Source organism: Pseudoduganella violacea (assembly GCF_014191875.1).
GTDB classification, from domain to species: Bacteria; Pseudomonadota; Gammaproteobacteria; order Burkholderiales; family Burkholderiaceae_D; genus Rugamonas; species Rugamonas violacea_A.
The window spans coordinates 66,976-87,514 of record NZ_JACHXD010000006.1 but is presented as its reverse complement, the minus strand read 5'-3'; the positions used below and the strand labels follow the sequence as shown (position 1 = coordinate 87,514).

Here is a 20,539-nt window from a genome sequence, read left to right as displayed (position 1 = left end):
CGGTAGGCTGGCAGCTTGTCGCATGGTCTTTTTTTGGTATTATCGAAAGACGTTGTTTGACAAGAATGGAGCCACGCAGGCACGCGCTCCGCACGAGACAAGAAAGAAAGTGGTATGACATCACTTGCACAAATCATGGAGGCCATGGCGCAAACCAGCAGCCTGCCCCTATACCAGTTATTACAGCGCGCCCTGCGTGAAGCCATCGACAAACGCATCTTCGGGCCCGACGAAGCCTTGCCCGCCGAGCGCCAGCTGGCCAGCGAGCTGTCGATCTCACGCATCACGGTGCGCAAGGCCATCGACGGCCTGGTGGACGAAGGCTTGCTGGTGCGCCGCCCCGGCTCCGGCAATTTCATCAACACCCGCATCGAAAAGAACTTCGCCAAACTGACCTCGTTTTCCGAGGACATGCGCGCGCGCGGCCGCACCCCGCGCAGCGTGTGGCTGAAGCGCTCGGAAGGCACGGTCACGCCGGAAGAAGCGCTGCGGCTGCGGCTCAGCCCCGGCGCGCCGGTGTACCGCTTCAACCGCATCCGCTTCGCCGACGATGTGCCGATGTGCCTGGAGTACGCGACGATTGTCGCCACCGCCCTGCCCGCGCTGGACGCGGTCGATGTCTCGATGTACGAGGCGCTGGAGAAGGCCGGCAACCGGCCGGTGCGCGCCTTGCAGCGCCTCTCGGCCCTGCTGTTGAACGCGGAACAGGCGGCGCTGCTGCAGGCGCAGCAAGGCGATGCGGGACTGGCGGTGGAAAGGCTGGGCTTTTTGCGCGATGGCCGCGCGGTGGAGTTTTGCCGCTCGATCTTCCGCGGCGATATGTATGACTTTGTGGCCGAACTCAGCACGCCCTGAGTTCCAACCCACTTCCTTCCTGCTAGAGCAATTCGGCCGGCGCGGTGTCCTCCTCCGCGCCCTCGCTCTGCTGCCACTCCAGAATATCGCCCGGTTGGCAGGCCAGGCGCTCGCAAATTTTCTCCAGCGTGACAAAACGTATGCCCTTGACCTTGCCGGACTTGAGCAGGGAAAGGTTTTGTTCGGTGATTCCTACATGGGCAGCGAGTTCCTTGGACTTGATCTTGCGTTTCGCCAGCATGACATCGAGGTTGACAATAATGGGCATCAGACGAACCCCTTGTTTTCTTCCTCCAGACGACGGCCTTCATACATGATGGCAGTCAGAACGTAGAACAAGGCGCACAAAAGAACCAGCAAAATCTCATTTGAGTTGAGGGTGAAAAAAAACTTCAGCAGCGGCACCTCCGACATCGCGTTGAGGAGCGAGGCACGCAGCGGCTTTTCCAGGTTGCCCAACACCAAATAGAGGAGAAGCGACCCGGCAAACGCCTGCATGGCGGCAATGGTGCGTAGGGAAAAAATCATACCTTCTTTTATTGAAGCCAAAATACTATTCAACTGTATAACGGCGTAGAGCAGCATGCCCAGCGCAGGGAGTCCAAGCCCGATGCCTATCAAGCGGTGAACAAAGCTTAGATGAAGCAACTCATCGAAGGTCATGCCTTCTGGATAGAAATACATGCGTATAGAAATCACGTAGTAGCTCTCTGTCGAGCCCCAAGACAAGGCGAAATAAAGTATCTGCAATGCCACAAATACAACAAGGATGCCCTGTAAGCTACTGCAAAGACGCCTAACAGCAGGCCGACCACTTCTTAAGATATAGGAATTAATCATCGTTAAACAATAATTTTTTATGTCTTTACAATAAATTATGTCTGTAATACACTTTATTCTAACTGATTCGGAAAGCCCAACAAGGCAGCCTGATGAGGCAGCGCAAAGTCCGGTGCGTTACCGCTTGCGGTAAGAAGGCATAAGTCGGAGTGAATTACTTCTGGAGTTAGACATGCAAACCGTAAGTACAGAAAATCAGCGCGTAGTTGACGAAGAGCCAAACACTCCTTTCCTCATTGAAGAATTGGAGGCGCGTTTTGAGATGGAGGCAGTTACAGCCCCAACCGTCTCAGTGATAATTTGTGGCTGCGCTACGCGTGACCCCGCGCCATAGGTAATACACAAAGGCAATTTGTAGTTTGTTCCCGTCCAACCCTGATCCATGCAGCCTACCCCCCTCCTCAAAGACGGCATTCGGATTTCACCCTATGATGGGACAACCTTGCACGCCGCTCCTCGCTTCCTTCTGGAATGCGAGGGGCGGTATTTTTTGATTTCAGCCGGGACGCGTGCATTAATACTCGCGCTGCTCAGGCGGCCTTCAAGCGATAGCGAACTGGAGCAAGCCTTTGCGGCCGAAGGCGGTCCTCCCATGTCCGCCGCCAAGCTGCATGAGCTGGGCGCACAGACTTTACCGCCGGCGCTGCTACGCGACAGCCCTACGACTAATCGCGTTCGCCCCTTCTTCATCAGCATGGAGCTGCTGCCAACGGCACTGGCCTCGAGGCTCGGCCAACGCTTGGCTTGGCTATTCCGGCCAAGCGTGGCTGCGATGCTGCTGTCGGCCTTCGCCATTTTGCACCTGCTCACCCTACCTGCAGCCATGCAGGCTGTACATAGCAACTGGCAGAATGCCGGCACCGTTCCATTGCTGCTCACTTTACTGGTGCTGAGCGGCCTGCTACATGAACTAGGCCATATCACAGCCTGCCGTTATTTCGGCTGTCAACATGGCGGCATCGGGATCGGGCTCTATCTGATTTTCCCCGCCTGGTTTGCCGACGTGAGCCCTGTTTGGCGCTTGACACGCCGCCAACGCGCCGTAGTTGATCTGGGCGGAGTATATTTCCAGGCCGTGCTACTGATTGGTCTGGATGCTTGGGCGCTTTCCAGCGGCGACAGCTTTATCCTGCAACTGATATGGATGATCACGTTCACCATGCTGTTTACGCTCAACCCGATGTTCAAATTCGACGGTTACTGGCTGCTGTCCGACCTGAGCGGCCTACATAATTTACATCAACAGATGCGCCGTCATGCCGTCAACCTGCTGTTGCGCATACTTGGTCGTCCGAACAGCCAGGATAAACGCCCCATGCAAATATGGATCCTGCACGTCTACACTTTATTGAGCGGAGCCTACTTCGCTTACTTTGGTCATTTTTTGCTACGCGAACTGCTACGACAGCTCACCGAGCTGCCGCAGCAAATGCAGCAGACCGTTCAGGAGTTCAGCGGCGAGGCGGAATTCCTATCCGCAGTGCTGCATCTGATGCGTGACTTGCTCTGGCCGACCGCGCTGGTGTTAACCGGTGTTTTCCTGATTAAAAGAATCTTGCGTGTCCTGCGCGATCTTGCCGCCGCGATCAGTTCCCCTCAGAGTTTTTAGAACGCGCCCCGAAAGGAAATTCACGATGTCCTTGCGAAAGCTACTGCTCGCTCCCCTGGAAAAACTGCTGTCCATCGCAGATCCCGCTGAGGAAATCCGCAACCAGCGGGAGACCGGTATGGTTAAATTAGCGCAAATGGGCTTGCGTCATTTCCTCGGCCTGCAGCAAGAGCATGCGTTTAGTACGGCGCAAGCCGGCATGAGCAGTTATAAGCTGCTGTTACAACGAGGCGCCTTGCCAGCGGATGCGCCACAGCTGTCAGCTGTGGCAATCGAAGTCACACGCCTGCTGCAGCATGGCTCCTGCATGCTGGCCCTGCCCTTCAATCTGAGCACCTTGCAATGGTTACGCAATATCCCTGCCGACTTGGCCCGGCGCTCGGTCTTGATTGAAAACCAGGCCGTAGTCAATACCATGAGTGCGATGAGTTCTCCAATCAAGGCGCTGCAAACGATGCCGCCACGCGATGTCATTAAACGCGTCAAAGCGGCACGCACGGATGGCAGCGCGCCCGTGCTATATATCAGCTTCCCGGAACTGCATACACGTGGCAATGGCACGACCGCCTCTTTGAATTTCCTCGGCAAGTCCTGTACCTTTTCCTTGTTGGAGCCACTGCTATATTGCTTTGGCCTGCAAACCATGCTGACGCTGGCCCCAAATCCCGAACGAGCCTCCTGCCTTCAACTACAGCAGTTTGAAGGCGCCGAAACCGACGGCCCCAACGCCGGCAAAGCACTTGCCCTATGCATGGGTTGGCTGAGCGGGCATTTGCAGAATATGGCGCAGACTTTCCCGGAACTGACACTAAGCTGGCAGCACTTATACCGTGCCAGCGGGCAGTATCGCGCACTTGAACGCAATGACAAGCTGAAGCAGCTTGAGGCTTACTTCGACGCCTGGCGGCAAGCCGGTTCGGAGTTGGATGCTCAAACCTATGCCTTTGTTAAAAGCCGTCTGACAGAGATGCGCAATTCGCATTAAGCAGGAGCACGCATGCAGTACACCGGTTCGGAACTACTTTTCTTGGCACGCCAAAGTCTGCGCCAGGCCCTACCACAATTCACCTACCGCAAAGGCGGCGCCGCACAACGCCTTTTCAGTCAGTCCATGCGCCGACTCTTTCCGCATATGCCGGCGGAAGATTGCCATGAACTATGCCGGCGCCATTATTTATCGCTGCACCAGCGGCGGCAATTGCGCCGACACTTAGGTCGGCTGGATGCGTCAGGTATGGAGCGCTTCCTGTATCGGCATGTGAGGGTCGAGGGCCAGGAATATCTCGACCTGGCGCGCAATAGCGAGCGGCCGGTGGTTCTGTTCACCCCTCACTATGGAAATTTCACGATTGTCGCCCTCAAGCTGATTCAGACAATCGGACGCGTTAAGACCGTCAACAGTTTCCACAATCAACTCCCGGCCAGCCATCCCATGGGCGATGTGGAAGGCCTGTTCGGCCGCCTGGGCTATGGCTATGCCCCGATTTCGAACGATCACAACAGCGCTGCATTGAAAGCCATCCGTGCATTGCGGCGCGGCGAAGTGCTGACGATTATGCCGGACAGCTTGGGCGTGACTGGCCATACCAGCTATGTGCCCTTCTTCGGCCACCTGGTGCCGGCCATGGCTGGCGCATCTTTATTTGCGCTGAAAAGCAATGCCGTCGTCATCGGCATTTACGCCTGTCCCGAAGAAGGCCTGCAAACCACCCTGCGCTTGAGCGCACCACTTGAGATCGAGCGCTGCGGCGATCTGGACATCGATATGCGTACTTTGGCAAGCGCCATGTTCCGCGATATGGAGCGCCAGATCCGGCGCTCTCCCGAACATTGGTATCTGCTGCCCGAAGTTGGCCGAGCGCTCGCCCAAACGCTGCGCCTAGCGCCACCGTCAGAGCTGGGCTGGCTGGGACAACTACGCCAGGCCGCGCCCGAGTTTCAGCAAGCCATTCCGGAACTGGAGCGCACATTGGCCGAGCTGGCCCAACGCCAAATGGCCGGTGGCGGCGGCCTGTTTTAAAGGCAACCGCGCAAAAGGGCAGCATCATTGCCCCCCTTCTTTGATCTAAAACAAAAAATGTCCCACCCTGGTGTCAGGCACCAGGGTGGGACATTGCTTGAGAAAGATCAAAGAATGTCCGACTCTGGTGCCTGACACCAGGGTGGACATTGTTTGATTTGGCGCAAACGGTGGGGTTACTTGGCGCTGTTGGGAGCGCCGCCGGCTGCGGCTTTGGCCTTGTCGCCGGCCGTGACCACGCTCAGCTTGCCCAGCTCGATGGCTTTGCGGAAGGCGGCGCTCACTTGCTCGGGCGTCAGCGCTTTCAGCTTGGCCTCGTGCTGGGCGCTGCGTTCGAAGGTCTGGCCCAGATACAGGTAGCGGGTCCAGGCGGCGGCGATCACTTCGTCTTTCGAACGGCTTTGCAGGCGCAGCTGCAGCAAGCCGGACTTGGCGCCCGCCACTTCGGCCGCCGTGAAGCCGTCCTTGGCGGCGCGCGCCAGCTCTTCGCGGATGGCCGCTTCTAGTTTTTTCAGGTTCTGCGGCGCGGCGATCGCCATCACCGAGAAGCCGCCCGCGCGGTCTTTCTCGCCCGCCGTCAGCGAGGAGCCGCCGCCGTAGGACAGGCCATCCTTCTGGCGGATGCGGTCCAGCAGGCGCGATTTCATGCCGCCGTCGCCGAAGATGTAGTTCGCCAGTTCCAGCGCCGGATAGTCGGCGTCGTCCTTGTTCAGATCCAGCTCGATATGGGCCGTGTAGAAGCCGTTCTCCTTGTCCGGCGTGTCGATGAATTTGTACAGCGGCGCCTTGCCCGAATTGCTGTTCGGGATGCGCGCATACGCGGCTTTGCTCAGCCATCCGCCCAGCTCTTCCTCCACCACCTTGACGGCGGTCGCCTTGTCGAAATCGCCGACGATGGCCAGCTCGCCATGCGAGGCGCCGTAGAAGTCGCGGTAGTACGCTTTCACGTCCGCCAGCTTGAGCGCCTTCACGCCGGCCAGCTGCTCGTCGATGCTCATGGCGGCGCGCGGGTCGCCTTTCGGATAGTGGTCGAGATATTCTTCCAGCGCCTGCGTCGCCACGGTCTGCGGATCGTTGCGCGCCGCTTCGATGGACACGAGCCACTGCTGGCGCATCTGTTCGAATTCGGCTTCCGGGAAGCTGGGGTTCTTCAGCACATGCAGCGCCAGGCGCAGCGCCTGCTCCAGGTTCGGCCGCGTGGTGTCGAACTGGTAAGGGCCGCTGCCCGACATTTTCAGGCGCGAGAAGGCGTCGGCCAATTGCGCGCGGCTGTACTGGCTGCTGCCGCGCATCAGCATCTGCGCGGTGGCGGTGGCCACCAGCGATTTGCCGAACATATTCTTCTCGTCGCCCCAGTGCAGGCGCAGCTCCACCGACACGGACTCGCCACGGTTCTTCTTCGGCAGCAGCGCCAGTTTCAGGCCACCCAGGGTTTTCAGTTCGGTGCGTGCCATGATATTGGCCTGGCTCGGATCGAAGACTTCCGAGGTCAACACGCTATCCTTGCCCTTGAAGTCCTTCATCACCTCGGCCACGGATGGCGCGGCCGGGATGTCGGCGCGCTGCGGCGCGTCTTCCGGGACGAACAGGCCCACGGTGCGGTTGTCGCGCTTCAGATAGCGGGCGGCGGCCTCGCTCACCTGCTGCGCCGTGACTTTCTCCAGGTCGTCGCGGCCCTTGAACAGCAGGCGCCAGTCGCCCAGCGCGATCTGTTCGGAAAGCGCCACGCCCACCTGCTGCGGGTCGTTCAGAGCCTTCTCGATGCCGTTGCTGACGTTGCGGCGCACCCGTTCCATTTCCTCGGCCGTCGGCGGCTGCGCGGCAAAACTCTCGATCGCCGCCACCAGCTGCTCGCGCACCGGCTCCACCGGTTCGCCCGCCTTCACCAAGGCCGCCAGCACCTGCAGGCCGGGCGCGTAGCCGTTCAGGCTAAAGCTGTAGATCTGCGCCGCCTTGCCGCTTTCCACCAGGGCTTTATGCAGGCGGCCATTGGGCGTGTCGCCCAGGATATCGGACATGAAGCCCAGGGCGTCGGCGTCGGCATGCAGGGCGGCCGGAATCTTGTAGGCCACCGCCACGATCTGCATATCGCCCTTGCGGCGCACGGTAAAGCTGCGCTCGCCGTCCTGGGCCGGCTCCACCGTCCAGAAAGGCGGCAGCTTGCGTTTCGGTTTGGGGATCACGCCGAAGGATTTGCTGATCCAGGCCAGAGTCTGGGACGGGTCAAACTTACCCGCCACCAGCAGCACGGCGTTGTCCGGCTGGTACCAGGTGCGGTAGAAAGCCTGCAGATTCTCGATGCGCACATTCTCGATATCGCTGCGGTTGCCGATGGTGGAACGGCCGTAGCTGTGCCAGTCGTAGGCCACGCTCTGCATGCGCTTGACCAGCACGCCGAAGGGATCGTTCTCGCCGCTTTCGTACTCGTTGCGCACCACGGTCATTTCCGAATCCAGATCCTTGCGCGAGATGAAGGACTTGGTCATGCGCTCGGCCTCCATATCCAGCGCCCATTTCAGGTTCTCGGGACTGGCCTGGAACACCTCGTAGTAATTGGTGCGGTCGAGCGAGGTGGTGCCGTTGAAATCCATGCCGCGTTCGGCGAACTGCTGCGGGATGTTGCGGTTGCGCGGCGCGCCCTTGAACATCAGGTGTTCCAGCAGGTGGGCCATGCCGGTCTCGCCGTAGTTCTCATGGCGCGAACCGACCAGATAAGTGACGTTGACGGTGACGGTGGGTTTCGACGCGTCCGGGAACAGCAGCACTTTCAGGCCGTTCGGCAGGCGGTACTCGGTGATGCCCTCGGCCGATGGGCCTTTGACGACGCCATGCGGCAGGGTTTGGGAATAGGCCGGTGGCAGGAAGGCCAGGCCGGCCAGCAAGACGGTGGCGCCGAAGCGCGGCTTGAAGGAAATCATGGACATTCGGGAAAGGCAAAACCCTATCCTACTATGGAACCGGCGCGGTTCCCGAATGTTATTGGCGGCGCTTAAGGCTCGCTTCAGGCACTGGCCTGGGCGCGCGCCTCTTCTTCCGGCGTCGGCACCAGGCAGGCATCGACCACCTGCAGGTTATTGTCGCGCGCGAAAGCGACCACGAAGTGGTAGGCCATCGGCTCCAACTCGCGCAGGTCATTGCTGACCACGACGGCCTTGGTGCCGTTCAGCAGCACGGGGCGGACAAGGGGAGAAAACTGCAAGTGGGCGTGGCGCCCGCCGCTGCCTTCCGGTCGGAAGCAGGACATCACCCCGCACAAGCGTTCGGCCCAATCGCTCGGACGGAACTGCTTGCCATCGGCGGTAACGCCAAGAATAAAGAACTCGCTGGCCATAGGCGGCTTGTAACTAGGGTACGTGGAAGAAGCTTAGGTATTATATCTTATAGAAGACCTAAACAGGTAAGTACCTGATTTTCCACCGAAAAAACGCCGACTTCCCTGCCCCGATGCCCGCAAGGGGCAGGAAACCCGCGTCAAAGCCGTATTGTATGCCGCTTCGGCGGCGAAAAGGTTGTTCGTCCCGCTTAACTGAGCCAGACCGCGCCGGACAGCAACAGCAGCAGCAGCATCCACAGCAGCAGCGCGCGCCAGACCAGGCCGACGGTGCTTTGCAGGGCGCGCACGCTCGGCTCATCGCCCGGCAGCGTGTCGATCTCCACATCGCCGATATCGATGGTGGTGGCGTCGGAGGGCGCGACCTTGGCCGCGTTTTCCAGCGGCGAACCGAGGCGCACGCCCATGGCGCCGCCGCCGGCCGACAGGATGATGCCGATGGCTTCATCCTTCCAGCGGTGGGCGAAATTGCGCCAGGCGTAGATGGCGTCTTCGAAGTTGCCGACCACGGCGAAGGCCACGGCGGTCAGGCGCGCCGGAATCCAGTCGATCCAGTAGAAGGCGCGCGCGGCGAATTCGCCGAAGGCTTCATTGCGCATATGTTCCGGCTCGTTCCAGGCGCGCGCCAGGTATTCGGAGACGCGGTACATCACCGCGCCCGAAGGGCCGAGCGGCATCAGGAACCAGAAGAACACGCCGAACACATTGCGGTGCGAGGTAATCAGGGATTTTTCCACGGCAACGCGGGCGATCTCGCTCACTTCCATGCCCACGGTATCCTGCTTGGTCCATTCGGCCAGCAGCGAACGCGCGGCCGCCTCGTCGCCGGCGTTCAGGGCCAGCTGGATCGAGGTGAAGTAATGGCTGTAATGGCGGAAGCCCAAGGTCAGGTAGACGATGGCCACGTTCCAGGCGAAGGCGGCCAGATACAGCTTGTAGTACAGCAGAACCCAGTAAATCAGCGCGGTGGGCAGCATCAGCGCGCCCATCATGAGGAACCAGCCCATCTGGCCGTGGCGCTCATGGCCGGCGTTGAACCAGGTTTCCATACGCACCGCCAGGCTCTTGATTTCGGCATAGACGGGATTATCTGCGCGCAGGGGCTTGAGTTGCTCCAACAACAACGCGCAAAGAATGGAAAGAAAAGTCATCAAACGTCCTTTGTGATAGCAATGCCGCAATGCCCGCTACGATAGCCTATGCGCGCAAGAAATGAAACAGATTGCGCAGCATGCCCGCCGTCGCGCCCCAGATGAAGCGCTCCTCGTAAGGCATGGCGTAGAAGCTGCGGCGGCCGCTGGGCAGCTCGGCCGACAGGCGCTGGTGGTTCTGGCCATCCATCAGGAAGGCCAGCGGCACTTCAAAAATCTCGGCCACTTCGCCGGGATCGGCGCGCAGCTCGAACGGCGGCAGCACCAGGCCCACCACCGGCGTGACGCGGTAGCCGGTCCCGGTCAGATAATCGGGTAGTTGGCCGATAATCTCGATATGGCGGCGCGCCAGGCCAATTTCCTCTTCCGTTTCGCGCAGCGCCGTTTCGGCCGGCGAGCCGTCTTCCGGCTCGGCGCGCCCGCCGGGAAAGGCGATCTGGCCGGCATGGTCGTTCAGGTGGGCGGTGCGCTGGGTCAGCAGCAAGGCCAGGCCTTCCTCGCGCAGCACCAGCGGCACCAGCACGGCGGCGGCGGTCGGACGGGGAAAGCGCGTCGATTCGTCGGGCAGCTCCGGCGTCCATGCGGGCGGCTGGGCGAAGCGCTGGCGCAGCCATGCGGGCGCGAGGCGCTCCAGCAGGACGGCCGCTTCGCCGGCGATGGAATCGACCGGCCATTGACTGGGATCGACGAGTGGCTTGCTCATGCTGACTCCAAAAAGAAAAAAGGGGCACCAGAGGCACCCCTTCCATTCCGGCAGAACGCTATTACGCGCTTGCTTTCGCTTCTGCGCGACGGGTCGGCAGTTTTTCTTTGATACGTGCGGATTTGCCCGAACGCTCGCGCAGGTAGTACAGTTTAGCGCGACGTACGTCACCACGGCGTTTCACTTCGATCGAAGCGATCAGCGGGGAGTACAGCTGGAAGGTACGCTCAACGCCTTCGCCGGACGAGATTTTACGAACGATGAAGTTCGAGTTCAGGCCACGGTTACGACGTGCGATCACAACGCCTTCGTAAGCCTGGGCGCGCTTGCGGGTGCCTTCGACTACGTTCACGTTAACGACCACGGTGTCGCCAGGCGCGAACTCAGGGATGTTCTTGCCCAGGCGAGCGATTTCTTCTTGCTCGAGTTGTTGAATCAGATCCATTGTATAGACTCCAATAACCATCTTGCCGGCGCGACGGAGTGAACCGGCCCAGTAGAGGATGGGGTTAAACACGCGGGCAGACATTGCCCGCACGGTACTACAGCAGGTTTACAAACCCGCCAAAAACTTTTCATCCTGTTTGCTCAGCAAGCCCGCGGCGCGGGCCTTGTCCAGCAAATCGGGACGTTTGCGCGCGGTCGCCTCCAGCATGCGTTCGCGCCGCCACTTATCGATCTCGGCGTGGTTGCCGCCCATCAGAACGGGCGGTACGGCCACACCTTCATAATTCTCGGGCCGCGTGTAGTGCGGCGAATCCAGCAAGCCGTTGACGAAGCTGTCCTCGACCGCCGAAGCGTCGGTATTCAGCACGCCAGGCAACTGGCGCACCACGGCATCCATCAGGGCCATGGCCGGCAGCTCGCCGCCGGACAGCACGAAATCGCCAAGGCTGATTTCCTCGTCCACACAGCGGTCCAGCAAACGCTGGTCGACCGCTTCGTAGCGGCCGCACAGAATCACCAGGCCGGGTTCCTGCTTCAAGTTCATCACGCGCTCGTGCGTCAGCTGCCTGCCTTGCGGGGACATGAAGACCACGCGCGGCGCCGGCAGGCCGGCCACGATCTGCCGCTGTTTGGCGGCGTTGATGGTCGCTTCCAGCGGCTTGGCCAGCATCACCATGCCGGGACCGCCGCCATAAGGGCGGTCATCCACGGTGCGGTGATTGTCGGTGGTGAAATCGCGCGGATTCCACAGCGACAGGCCCCACTTCTGCTGCTCGAACGCGCGGCGGGTTACGCCGGACTGCGTCAGTGCCGCGAACATCTCGGGGAACAGGGTGATAACGTCGAACTGCATGACAGTAGCTTAGTAGTCCAGGCCCCAGTCCACGACAATCTTCTTCGCGTCCTTGTCCACCGTGATGACAAACTGCTCGACAAACGGGATCAGGCGCTCTTGCGCCTCACCCTCGGCGCCCGCCGCGGCCGGACCCGTGATGCGCAGGATGGATTGCGGTCCATTGCTCATCATATCGGTCACTTGCCCCAGGCGTTCGCCCTGCAAATTCTCTACGTCCAGACCGATCAGGTCGGACCAGTAAAACTCATCTTCCTGCAGCGTCGGGAAAAGGCTGCGCGGAATGAAGACAGAGGCGCCTTTCAGCGACTCGGCCACATTCCGGTCCACAACGCCCACCAGCTGCGCCACAACGTCGCCGCTGTGGAACTTGGCCCGCTTGACGTCGACGTCGCGCAGGCCGCCGGGTTTATCCAGCCACCAGGTTTCGACATGCAGCAAGGCATCCGCATCTTCCGAGAACGGACGAACCTTGATTCCACCAACCACGCCATAGGCGCCGGAAACAAAGCCTACCTGAACCAGGTCATCGGGGATTTGCACCCCGGATGCAGTCTTGCCGGTCAAACCAGGGATGCAGACTTAGGCTGCTTTGTTGCTGGCAACCAGACGAGCAACGGCTGGCGACATTTGCGCGCCAACGCCTTGCCAGTAGGCCAGACGGTCTTGCGCCATGCTGAAAGGCACAGCTTGGCCCGAAGCCATCGGATCGTGGAAGCCGATACGCTCAACGAAACGGCCATCGCGACGATTGCGGGAATCGGTTACAACGATGTTATAGAAAGGACGCTTTTTTGCGCCACCACGAGCTAAACGAATAACGACCATAATATTTCCAAAAAGTGTGCTGAGTCGGAAAAAGCCGCAGATTATAGCGCGCTTTTCCTGCGACCAGCAAGCATTAAAGACAGCGGGTGAGTAACAAGGTAATCCAAGATTATCCCCTACTCCGGCGGCTGGGGCAACTGCTTTGCAGGCAAAAATGCTGGCCCGGGGCGGCAATATGGCCGATACTGCAAGCTTTCCACGAAAAAGCAACAGCGCCATGCCGATTTCGCACAAGAACAAAACCTTCGCCACCCTGCTCGCCTTCCTGCTGGGCGGCGTGGGCCTGCACCGCTTCTATCTGCGCGGCATGCGCGATCCCTGGGGCTGGCTGCATGCGGCCAGCCTGCTGGCGTCGCTGCTGGTCTTTCTGGCCTGGCCCCAGGCCGACTGGTTCTTCCAGCTGCTGCCGCTGATCCTGTCCATGCTGGTCGGCTTCCTCGAAGCCCTGGTGCTGGGCCTGATGTCCGACGAAAAATGGGATGCCCGCTTCAATCCCGACTCCGGCAAGCAATCCGACTCGCGCTGGCCGCTGGCCCTGATCCTGGTGCTCACGCTGATGGTGGGCGCCGGCTGCATGATCGCCACCCTGGCGCGCCTGTTCGACCTGCTCTACACCGGCGGCGCCTACGGCTGACACCAAGACAAACTGTTACGGCTTGTAACCTGGGTCAACGTCCGTTTCCTGCCGGACGTTAATGACATACATTCCAATTGGAAATTCGTCACCTATACTCAGATTACCAGTCACAACAACAGGAGAAGAAACATGAACAAGCGCTCGATCATTTTGCCGCTGATGCTGGCTCTGGCCGCTGGCGGCGCCGTGGCGCAGCCAGGCAAGGCCTCGCCCAAATGCAATGAGTGCGGCACCGTGACCTCGGTGCAAGTCACCGAGCGCGATGGCGAAGGCGGCGCGGTCGGCATGATCGCCGGCGGCGTGGCCGGCGCCCTGCTCGGCAACCAGGTCGGCGGCGGCACCGGCCGCAAGCTCGCCACCGTGGCCGGCGCCGCCGGCGGCGCCTACGCCGGCAAGCAAATCGAAGGCAAGGTCAACAAGGTGAAAACCTGGAACATCAACGTCCGCTACAACAACGGCAAGACCGAGAAATTCAGCTTCGACCACGATCCCGGCATGCTGCAAGGCGACCGCGTCAAGAAAGCCAACAACACCATCGTGCGCAACTAAGCCTCACCAGCGCCACGCCAAAAGCAGCCTGCGGGCTGCTTTTTTATTGCTCGGAACCGCAAGTAAATACGAACTTCGGCAGCAAATGTCATATTGCGTTAGCATAAGTTCATCATTATTGAACGGATCACCCCACACAAAAGGAGCAACCGTGCAAGAAAACCTCCCGCCATCTTTTCCGCCGCAATGGCAGCCGCTGGTCGACCAGGCTGCCATCGCCCTGCGCACCCTGGCGCTGGATGAGGCAGCCAAGGAAAAGTTTTGCAAGGATCCGCTGCTGCAGCCCTTCATGCAGCGCGTAGCCAAGCGCTATGTGGCGGGGCAGAAGGTGACGGATGTGCTGGCGCGGGTGGCGCGCATCAATGCGGCCGGCCACGCGGCGTCGGCCGAATATATGGGCGAGAGCTGCCGCAGCGAAGCGTTCGTGATGGCGGAAACGGAAGTCTTCATGGAGCTGACCACGGCCATCGGCCGCCAGGACTTGAATTGTTCGATCTCCTTCGACCTGTCCCACCTTGGCTCGGTGATCGATGAGGAGCTGGGCTACCGCAATGCACGCCGCATCGCGCGCGCCGCCGCCAATATCGGCCGCGAGGTGATGATTTCAATGGAAGCCTCAGAGCGCACCAGCCAGATCTACGCCATCTACCGCCGCCTGCACGAAGAAGACGGCCTGGATAATGTCGGCATCACCATGCCCGCCAAGCTGCATCGCAGCGTGGACGACCTGCCGATGCTGCTGCGCTATCCGGGCCGCATCCGCCTGGTGAAGGGGGCGATGCTGGAGCAGGAAAGCATCGCCTATGCGCGCAACAGCCCTGAGTTGGCGCAAGCTTACCGCCGCTTCGGCGCGCAGCTGCTGCGCAGCGGCCATAAATGCTCGATCGCCACGCACGATCGCGGCATCCAGCAGGAGCTGAGCGCACTGGCTTTCAGCGAAGACCTCAACCCGCGCAACTACGAGTTCGAATCGCTGATCGGGCTGGGAACGGAGCAGATCGAAGAGTTGCGCGCCCGCGGCTTCCCCACGCGCGAATACGCGGTGTTCGGCGACGAGCACTTCCTGTATGTGCTGAACCGCATTTCGGAAGAGCCGGTGCGCGTGTACCAGGCCGTGGTCGACCTGCTGACGCCAGGCGCCGCCTAAGCCGCGCGCGGCGCGCCCGGCATCAGGTAGCCGGCCAGCACGTCGACGATGTTCTGCTCGATATCCTCCGTGCTGAAACGCGCGGGGGCGTCGATCACGGCCGCGTGCACCAGCGTTTCCAGGGTGCGCAGCACGATCCACGTCGCCAGGTCGCGGTCGCGCGGCGCGATCTCGCCGGCATGGGTTTCAAGCAGCTCGCGCACACGGCGGAAGAAGCTATGGTCGGCGGGACTCTCATCGTGCGGCGCGTCGAAAAAAGGAAACTCCTTCTCCAGCACCTTGTGCAGCTCCGGCTCCACGCGGTGCGCCTCCAGCAGCGCGCGCACCATATCCGCCAGCCGCGCGCGCAAGCCGCCCGCCCCGGCGCCATCGAGCACCTTGTCCACCACCGCGTACATCTGCGAGGCGTGGCGCTCATGCAGCGCCGTAATCAGTGAATCCTTGTTTGGGAAGTACTGATAGACCGAGCCGACGCTGACGCCGGCCCGCTCCGCGACGACATTGGTATTGGTTCCGGCATAGCCGCGCTCGGCCAAAACGCGAGCTGTGGCCTCCAAAATAGTCTCCACCATATGCTGCGAACGCGCCTGGCGCGGCATTTTACGGGGCTGTGGCAGTGATTTCATCTGATTTTCCAAACGCGAGTTTTCAATGCGAGCAATTGCACATATTCTGTCAATCATTGAGCAATTGCTCGTATTTTAAAGCCAGGACCGGATTTATGCACATCTCAACAACTTTTTTCGCGGAGGCCCGCCATGGCTGAACGCGACATCATCCCCAAAGCCCTGACCATGCGCTGCCAGGCCGAAATCGTGGCCGTGACCAGCGTGACGCCGCATATGCGCCGCATCACCCTCGGCGGCCCGGACATCGAGGTCTTCCTCGACTATGCCGGCGTGGCGCAACCAGGCGCCTGGGGCAAACTCTTCATTCCGAGCGGTGAAGGCCGCGCCTATACCATCCGCCACCTCGACCATCAGCAAGGCACGCTGGACATCGATATGCTGCTGCACGGCGGCGAGCATGCCGACGGCCCGGTCTCCGGCTGGGCGGCGACAGCGCAAGTTGGCGAAGCCGTGGTCTTCGGCGGCCCGCGCAACAGCGGCTTCGAGCTGCGCGCGGACACGCGCCGGCTGCTGCTGGGCGGCGACGCCACCGCCCTGCCAGCCATGATGGCGATTCTGGAAAGCCTGCCCGAGAATGTGGAAGCGTGGCTGTGGGTCGAGGTGGCCGACCGCGATGAGCTGCAGCCCCTGAACACCCGCGCCGAACTGCGCGCCCGCTGGCTGTTGGCCGACGCGGCCCAGCTGCCGCCAGGCGCCCTGCTGGCGCAGTCCATCATCGAAGCGGCGGTATCGCCTTTCGACCAGGTCTGGCTGGCGGGCGAGTCGGCCGCCATGAAACGCCTGCGCCAGCACTTCCTGCAAACGCTGGAGATGGACGCGGATCGCGTGGCGGCCAAGGCCTATTGGAAGTACGGCGAGCGCGATCACCGCGAATAAGCGCGCGTCATGACCTTGTTACGCATCCCGATGCTGAAGCGCCTGCGGGCGCGCAAGTACGAAGCCGTATCAGCTGCGGCGCGACAGCAGCAGGCCAAGGCCGGCACTGGCCAGCAAGGCCGCGCAGCCGCGGTTGAAGATGCGCTTGCCGCTCGGCTGGGCGAACCAGCGGCGCAGGCGTGTGCCCATCCAGGCATAGATGGCGATGGCCACCATCTCCAGCACCAGGAATAGCAGGCCGAGAACGGCGAACTGCATTGCCATTGGCTGCTGGGGATTGACGAACTGCGGCAGGAAGGCGGTGAAGATCAGGATGGCTTTCGGATTCCCGGCCGCGACCAGGAACTCCTGGCGCGCCAGCTGCCGCAAGCCGACGCCGGCCTCGGCCTCGCCCTCCCGCCCCGGCGCCGCGCGCCACAACTGCCATGCCAGGTACAGCAGATACACCGCGCCCACGGTCTTGATCCCGTAGAACAGCAGCTCCGAGGTATGCAGCACCACCGCCAACCCAGCCGAAGCCAATGCGATCATGCCGGCAAACGCCAACAGCCGCCCCAGCCCCGCTGCGCAGGACAGGCGGAAGCCATAGCGCGTGGCATTGCTGATCGACAGCAGATTATTCGGACCCGGCGCCATATTCAGCGCAAAGCAAGCCGGCACGAACAGCATCAGGGTTGCGAGTTCCATTCTCATTCCAATAAAGAGACTACATTCTGGAGCCGACGTAGCCTGCCTCACGTTGGCTACGCAAGCCCAGGATAAAGACCGTATCGATTACATCCACATACTCATACAAGGCCACATAGCCATGTGACTTGCGCACGATCACGAGTTCACGCTTGCCACTGGTATTGCCGCATCCTTGCCTTGCATGCGGTCTTTAAGGTAGCGTCGCATCTCGGCCCAGGATATGGTTTCACCAGTCTCCAGGATTCGCGAAAAACGCACACCGGCTTCAGCTTCGAAGTCGGCCTTCAACTCTTCCTGCTCAGCCTTTTCCGCGATGGCATCCAGGATGAAATTGTGCGGCGTTTTTCCCGTACGCTCAGCGGCCTTGTCCACGCGTTCTTTCAGCTCTTCCGGCAAGCGAATTGTCGTTGTTGACATAGTTAACTCCGCTGTTAATTTCGCCACTTATCCAAGCAATGTAGCACGAGGCGGATAAGCGGAACAAAAAAAAGCAGCCCGGAGGCTGCTTTTGGACCCGACGAGAAAACCGCTTAGAACTGGTCTTCGTCCAGGGCCAGCACGCCGGCGCTGCCGTCGATGATGGCGCTGCGCAGGCTGCCCGACTGGCTCAGGATATGGTCGGCGAAGAAGCGCGCGGTGGCGATCTTGGCTTTGTAGAAGGCGGCATCGCCCTCGCCCGCTGCCAGCTTGCGCTGGGCGATGACGGCGGCGCGGGCCATCTGCCAGCCGCCCAGCACAATGCCGGCCAGCTTCAGATACAGCACGCTGCCGGCGAAGACGGCTTTGATGTCGCTCTTCATATTGGCCACCACGTAGTCGACCACCGCTTCCAGATCCTTGCTGCCCTGTTCCAGCTGCTTGCGGATGGCGGCAAAATCGGAGCCGTCCAGCGCGCCCAGCTCCGCTTCGGTGGCGCGCACCTGGGCGATCAGGCCCTTGGCGATCTTGCCGCCGTCGCGCACGGTCTTGCGGCCCACCAGGTCATTGGCCTGGATCGCGGTCGTGCCTTCGTAGATGGTCAGGATCTTGGCGTCGCGGTAGTGCTGGGCGGCGCCGGTTTCTTCGATGAAGCCCATGCCGCCGTGCACCTGCACGCCGTCGCGCGCGACGTTCTCGGACATCTCGGTGGACCAGCCCTTGATCACCGGCACCAGGTACTCGTACACGGCCAGGTTGGCGGCGCGGGTGTCGGCATCGGCGTGGTAGTGTGCGGCATCGCTCAGACCCGCGCCGACATAGGCCAGCGCGCGCGCGGCTTCGGTCTGCGAGCGCATCGACATCAGCATGCGGCGCACGTCGGGATGGTTGATGATGGCAACAGGACCGGCGGAACCGGCCAGGTCGCGCGACTGCACGCGTTCCTTGGCGAAGGCAACGGCCTTCTGGTACGCGTTCTCGGCCAGGCCGATGCCTTGCATGCCGACGCCGAAGCGGGCCGCGTTCATCATGATGAACATGTATTCCAGGCCGCGGTTCTCTTCGCCCACCAGGGTGCCGATGGCGCCGCCGTTGTCGCCGAACTGCAGCACGGCGGTCGGGCTGGCCTTGATGCCCAGCTTGTGCTCGATCGAGACGCAGTGGGCGTCGTTGCGCGCGCCCAGCGAACCGTCGGCATTCACCATGAACTTCGGCACGATGAACAGCGAGATGCCCTTCACGCCCGGAGGCGCGTCCGGCGTGCGCGCCAGCACCAGGTGAATGATGTTTTCGGCCATATCGTGCTCACCGTAGGTGATGAAGATCTTGGTGCCGAAAATCTTGTAAGTGCCATCGCCCTGCGGCACGGCGCGGGTGCGCACGGCGGCCAGGTCGGAACCGGCCTGCGGCTCGGTCAGGTTCATGGTGCCGGTCCATTTGCCCGTCACCAGCGGCTCCAGGAAGGTGGCTTTCTGCTCGTCGCTGCCTGCGGTCAGCAGCGCTTCGATGGCGCCGTCGGACAGCAGCGCCACCAGGGCGAAGCTCAGGTTCGAACCGTGCAGCATTTCCACGCAAGGCGTGCCGACCAGCTTGGGCAAGCCCTGGCCGCCGAATTCCGTCGGATGCTGCAAGCCCTGCCAGCCCGCTTCGGCGAACTGTTTGAAGGCTTCCTTGAAGCCTTTGGCGGTGGTGACATTGCCGTCTTTCCAGAAGCTCGGCTCCTTGTCGCCCTCGTGGTTCAGCGGCGCGACCACGCCGCTGCAGAATTTCGCATTCTCTTCCAGTACCGCTTCCGCCGTTTCAGGCGTGGCGTCCTCGCAGCCGGGCAACGCGTTCACGGCGCCCAGGCCGGCCAGCTCGTTCATCACGAACAGCATGTCTTTCAATGGTGCTTGATAGCTCATCTCATCTCTCCAAGAAAAAAGCCACGGTGGCCCGGCTTGTGTGCCCGAGGCCAGCGTGGCTCTTGATGTTCAATCCACTCTGCAGCGCGGCTTAATCAGCCCAGTTCTTTGATCAGTTCCGGCACCACTTCGAACAGATCGCCCACGATGCCGTAATCGGCAACGGAGAAGATCGGCGCTTCAGGGTCTTTGTTGATGGCCACGATGGTCTTGGAGTCTTTCATGCCGGCCAAGTGCTGGATCGCGCCGGAGATGCCGACGGCGATGTACAGCGATGGCGCGACGATCTTGCCGGTCTGGCCAACCTGCCAGTCGTTCGGCACGAAGCCCGCGTCCACGGCGGCGCGCGAAGCACCCATGGCGGCACCCAGCTTGTCGGCCAGCGGCTCCAGCACTTTGAAGTTCTCGGCCGAACCGATGCCACGGCCACCGGACACGATGATCTTGGCGGCGGTCAGTTCCGGACGGTCGGACTTGGCCACTTCGCGGCTGACAAAAGCCGATTTGCCGGAATCGGCAACGGCGCTCACGGTTTCGGTGGCGGCCGAGCCGCCAGTGGCGGCAGCGGCGTCGAAGCCGGTGGTGCGCACGGTGATGACTTTGACCTTGTCCGACGATTGCACGTAGGCGATGGCGTTACCGGCGTAGATCGGACGCTCGAAGGTGTCCGGCGCATCCACTTTGGTGATTTCGGAAATCTGCGCCACGTCCAGCTTGGCGGCCACGCGCGGCAGGATGTTCTTGCCGTAGGCGGTGGCAGGCGCCAGGATGTGGGAGTAAGGAGCGGCAAGCGCCAGCACCTGCTCGGCCACGTTTTCGGCCAGGCCATCGGCGAAATGCGGCGCGTCGGCGACCAGCACTTTCGTCACGCCGGCGATTTGCGCGGCTTGGGCGGCGGCGGCGGCGGCATTGCTGCCGGCCACCAGGACGTGGACTTCGCCGCCGCACTGCGCGGCTGCGGTAACGGTGTGGTGGGTGCTGCCTTTCAGGCTGGCGTTGTCGTGTTCAGCAATAACTAATGCGACCATGATGATTCCTATAAGGGTTAGACGG

At 61.3% G+C, this 20,539-nt stretch carries 23 protein-coding genes; 8 read left to right on the top strand and 15 right to left on the bottom strand.

The genetic code is table 11. The features are described from left to right. Window positions 1–114 precede the first annotated feature (114 nt). Entirely contained in the window at window positions 115–855 is a 741-nt protein-coding gene (locus FHS03_RS12390; RefSeq protein WP_183441284.1) for a GntR family transcriptional regulator, read from the top strand. Between the two features lie 22 nt (window positions 856–877). Here the strand turns inward: FHS03_RS12390 and FHS03_RS12385 are convergent, their stop codons facing one another. Both FHS03_RS12385 and FHS03_RS12380 read right to left on the bottom strand, forming a co-directional pair. After that, entirely contained in the window at window positions 878–1,123 is a 246-nt protein-coding gene (locus tag FHS03_RS12385) for a helix-turn-helix domain-containing protein (RefSeq protein WP_183441283.1), read from the bottom strand. Continuing rightward, window positions 1,123–1,518, bottom strand: coding sequence for a hypothetical protein (locus tag FHS03_RS12380; RefSeq protein ID WP_183441282.1), 396 nt, complete (start codon window positions 1,516–1,518; stop codon window positions 1,123–1,125). Before FHS03_RS12380 ends, FHS03_RS12385 begins: the two co-directional genes overlap by 1 nt. A 559-nt stretch (window positions 1,519–2,077) precedes the next feature. Between FHS03_RS12380 and FHS03_RS12375 the strand changes: the two genes are divergently transcribed. Genes FHS03_RS12375 through FHS03_RS12365 form a run of 3 tightly spaced genes read left to right on the top strand, consistent with a single transcriptional unit; the run spans window position 2,078 to window position 5,324 of the window. Continuing rightward, window positions 2,078–3,304 (top strand): hypothetical protein, encoded by a 1,227-nt coding sequence (locus tag FHS03_RS12375; protein ID WP_183441281.1) that lies wholly within the window; start codon window positions 2,078–2,080, stop codon window positions 3,302–3,304. A gap of 25 nt (window positions 3,305–3,329) precedes the next feature. Continuing rightward, entirely contained in the window at window positions 3,330–4,289 is a 960-nt protein-coding gene (locus FHS03_RS12370) for a hypothetical protein (protein WP_183441280.1), read from the top strand. A gap of 12 nt (window positions 4,290–4,301) precedes the next feature. After that, window positions 4,302–5,324: a lysophospholipid acyltransferase family protein gene (locus tag FHS03_RS12365; RefSeq protein WP_183441279.1), complete on the top strand. Its 1,023-nt coding sequence runs from the start codon at window positions 4,302–4,304 to the stop codon at window positions 5,322–5,324. 176 nt (window positions 5,325–5,500) lie between these two features. Here the strand turns inward: FHS03_RS12365 and FHS03_RS12360 are convergent, their stop codons facing one another. From FHS03_RS12360 to rpsP, 8 genes are all read right to left on the bottom strand, one after another. Beyond that, a complete protein-coding gene (locus FHS03_RS12360; RefSeq protein ID WP_229426187.1) occupies window positions 5,501–8,248 on the bottom strand; it encodes a M16 family metallopeptidase in 2,748 nt (915 codons plus the stop codon). A 77-nt stretch (window positions 8,249–8,325) separates the two neighbouring features. Next, window positions 8,326–8,655 (bottom strand): DUF3579 domain-containing protein, encoded by a 330-nt coding sequence (locus FHS03_RS12355; protein WP_176348577.1) that lies wholly within the window; start codon window positions 8,653–8,655, stop codon window positions 8,326–8,328. Window positions 8,656–8,846: 191 nt separating this feature from the next. Beyond that, entirely contained in the window at window positions 8,847–9,806 is a 960-nt protein-coding gene (locus FHS03_RS12350) for a CobD/CbiB family protein (protein WP_183441278.1), read from the bottom strand. 46 nt (window positions 9,807–9,852) lie between these two features. Next, entirely contained in the window at window positions 9,853–10,509 is a 657-nt protein-coding gene (locus FHS03_RS12345) for a CoA pyrophosphatase (protein ID WP_183441277.1), read from the bottom strand. A 61-nt stretch (window positions 10,510–10,570) separates the two neighbouring features. Beyond that, window positions 10,571–10,954, bottom strand: coding sequence for a 50S ribosomal protein L19 (rplS, locus tag FHS03_RS12340; RefSeq protein ID WP_050409036.1), 384 nt, complete (start codon window positions 10,952–10,954; stop codon window positions 10,571–10,573). 108 nt (window positions 10,955–11,062) lie between these two features. Continuing rightward, the gene (trmD, locus tag FHS03_RS12335) at window positions 11,063–11,809 is read right to left on the bottom strand and encodes a tRNA (guanosine(37)-N1)-methyltransferase TrmD (RefSeq protein WP_183441276.1); all 747 of its coding nucleotides are present in this window, start codon (window positions 11,807–11,809) and stop codon (window positions 11,063–11,065) included. A 9-nt stretch (window positions 11,810–11,818) separates the two neighbouring features. After that, complete coding sequence (gene rimM, locus FHS03_RS12330) at window positions 11,819–12,376, bottom strand: ribosome maturation factor RimM (protein WP_221208128.1); 558 nt, start codon at window positions 12,374–12,376, stop codon at window positions 11,819–11,821. 15 nt (window positions 12,377–12,391) lie between these two features. Beyond that, a complete protein-coding gene (gene rpsP / locus FHS03_RS12325; RefSeq protein WP_176348672.1) occupies window positions 12,392–12,637 on the bottom strand; it encodes a 30S ribosomal protein S16 in 246 nt (81 codons plus the stop codon). Between the two features lie 217 nt (window positions 12,638–12,854). Between rpsP and FHS03_RS12320 the strand changes: the two genes are divergently transcribed. The 3 genes from FHS03_RS12320 (at window position 12,855) to FHS03_RS12310 (ending at window position 14,970) form a co-directional block, all read left to right on the top strand. Beyond that, window positions 12,855–13,271 (top strand): NINE protein, encoded by a 417-nt coding sequence (locus FHS03_RS12320; RefSeq protein ID WP_183441275.1) that lies wholly within the window; start codon window positions 12,855–12,857, stop codon window positions 13,269–13,271. 132 nt (window positions 13,272–13,403) lie between these two features. Continuing rightward, entirely contained in the window at window positions 13,404–13,823 is a 420-nt protein-coding gene (locus FHS03_RS12315; protein ID WP_050409040.1) for an outer membrane lipoprotein, read from the top strand. Window positions 13,824–13,974: 151 nt separating this feature from the next. Beyond that, window positions 13,975–14,970 carry a proline dehydrogenase family protein gene (locus FHS03_RS12310; protein ID WP_371871660.1) on the top strand — a complete coding sequence of 332 codons (996 nt, stop codon included), beginning with the start codon at window positions 13,975–13,977 and terminating at the stop codon, window positions 14,968–14,970. Here the strand turns inward: FHS03_RS12310 and FHS03_RS12305 are convergent. Further along, complete coding sequence (locus FHS03_RS12305) at window positions 14,967–15,596, bottom strand: TetR/AcrR family transcriptional regulator (RefSeq protein WP_183441273.1); 630 nt, start codon at window positions 15,594–15,596, stop codon at window positions 14,967–14,969. The genes FHS03_RS12310 and FHS03_RS12305 overlap by 4 nt on opposite strands. A gap of 132 nt (window positions 15,597–15,728) precedes the next feature. On the opposite strand from FHS03_RS12305, the gene FHS03_RS12300 reads away from it, so the two are divergent. Next, entirely contained in the window at window positions 15,729–16,475 is a 747-nt protein-coding gene (locus tag FHS03_RS12300; protein WP_183441272.1) for a siderophore-interacting protein, read from the top strand. A 69-nt stretch (window positions 16,476–16,544) separates the two neighbouring features. Here the strand turns inward: FHS03_RS12300 and FHS03_RS12295 are convergent, their stop codons facing one another. The 4 genes from FHS03_RS12295 to FHS03_RS12280 all read right to left on the bottom strand — a co-directional run bounded on the left by FHS03_RS12295 (window position 16,545) and on the right by FHS03_RS12280 (window position 20,514). Continuing rightward, entirely contained in the window at window positions 16,545–17,162 is a 618-nt protein-coding gene (locus FHS03_RS12295) for a LysE family translocator (RefSeq protein WP_183441271.1), read from the bottom strand. A 138-nt stretch (window positions 17,163–17,300) separates the two neighbouring features. Beyond that, window positions 17,301–17,582: a ribbon-helix-helix protein, CopG family gene (locus FHS03_RS12290; protein WP_183441270.1), complete on the bottom strand. Its 282-nt coding sequence runs from the start codon at window positions 17,580–17,582 to the stop codon at window positions 17,301–17,303. 113 nt (window positions 17,583–17,695) lie between these two features. Beyond that, the gene (locus FHS03_RS12285; protein WP_183441269.1) at window positions 17,696–19,486 is read right to left on the bottom strand and encodes an acyl-CoA dehydrogenase; all 1,791 of its coding nucleotides are present in this window, start codon (window positions 19,484–19,486) and stop codon (window positions 17,696–17,698) included. A 95-nt stretch (window positions 19,487–19,581) separates the two neighbouring features. Next, window positions 19,582–20,514, bottom strand: coding sequence for an electron transfer flavoprotein subunit alpha/FixB family protein (locus FHS03_RS12280; RefSeq protein WP_183441268.1), 933 nt, complete (start codon window positions 20,512–20,514; stop codon window positions 19,582–19,584). Window positions 20,515–20,539: the final 25 nt, after the last annotated feature.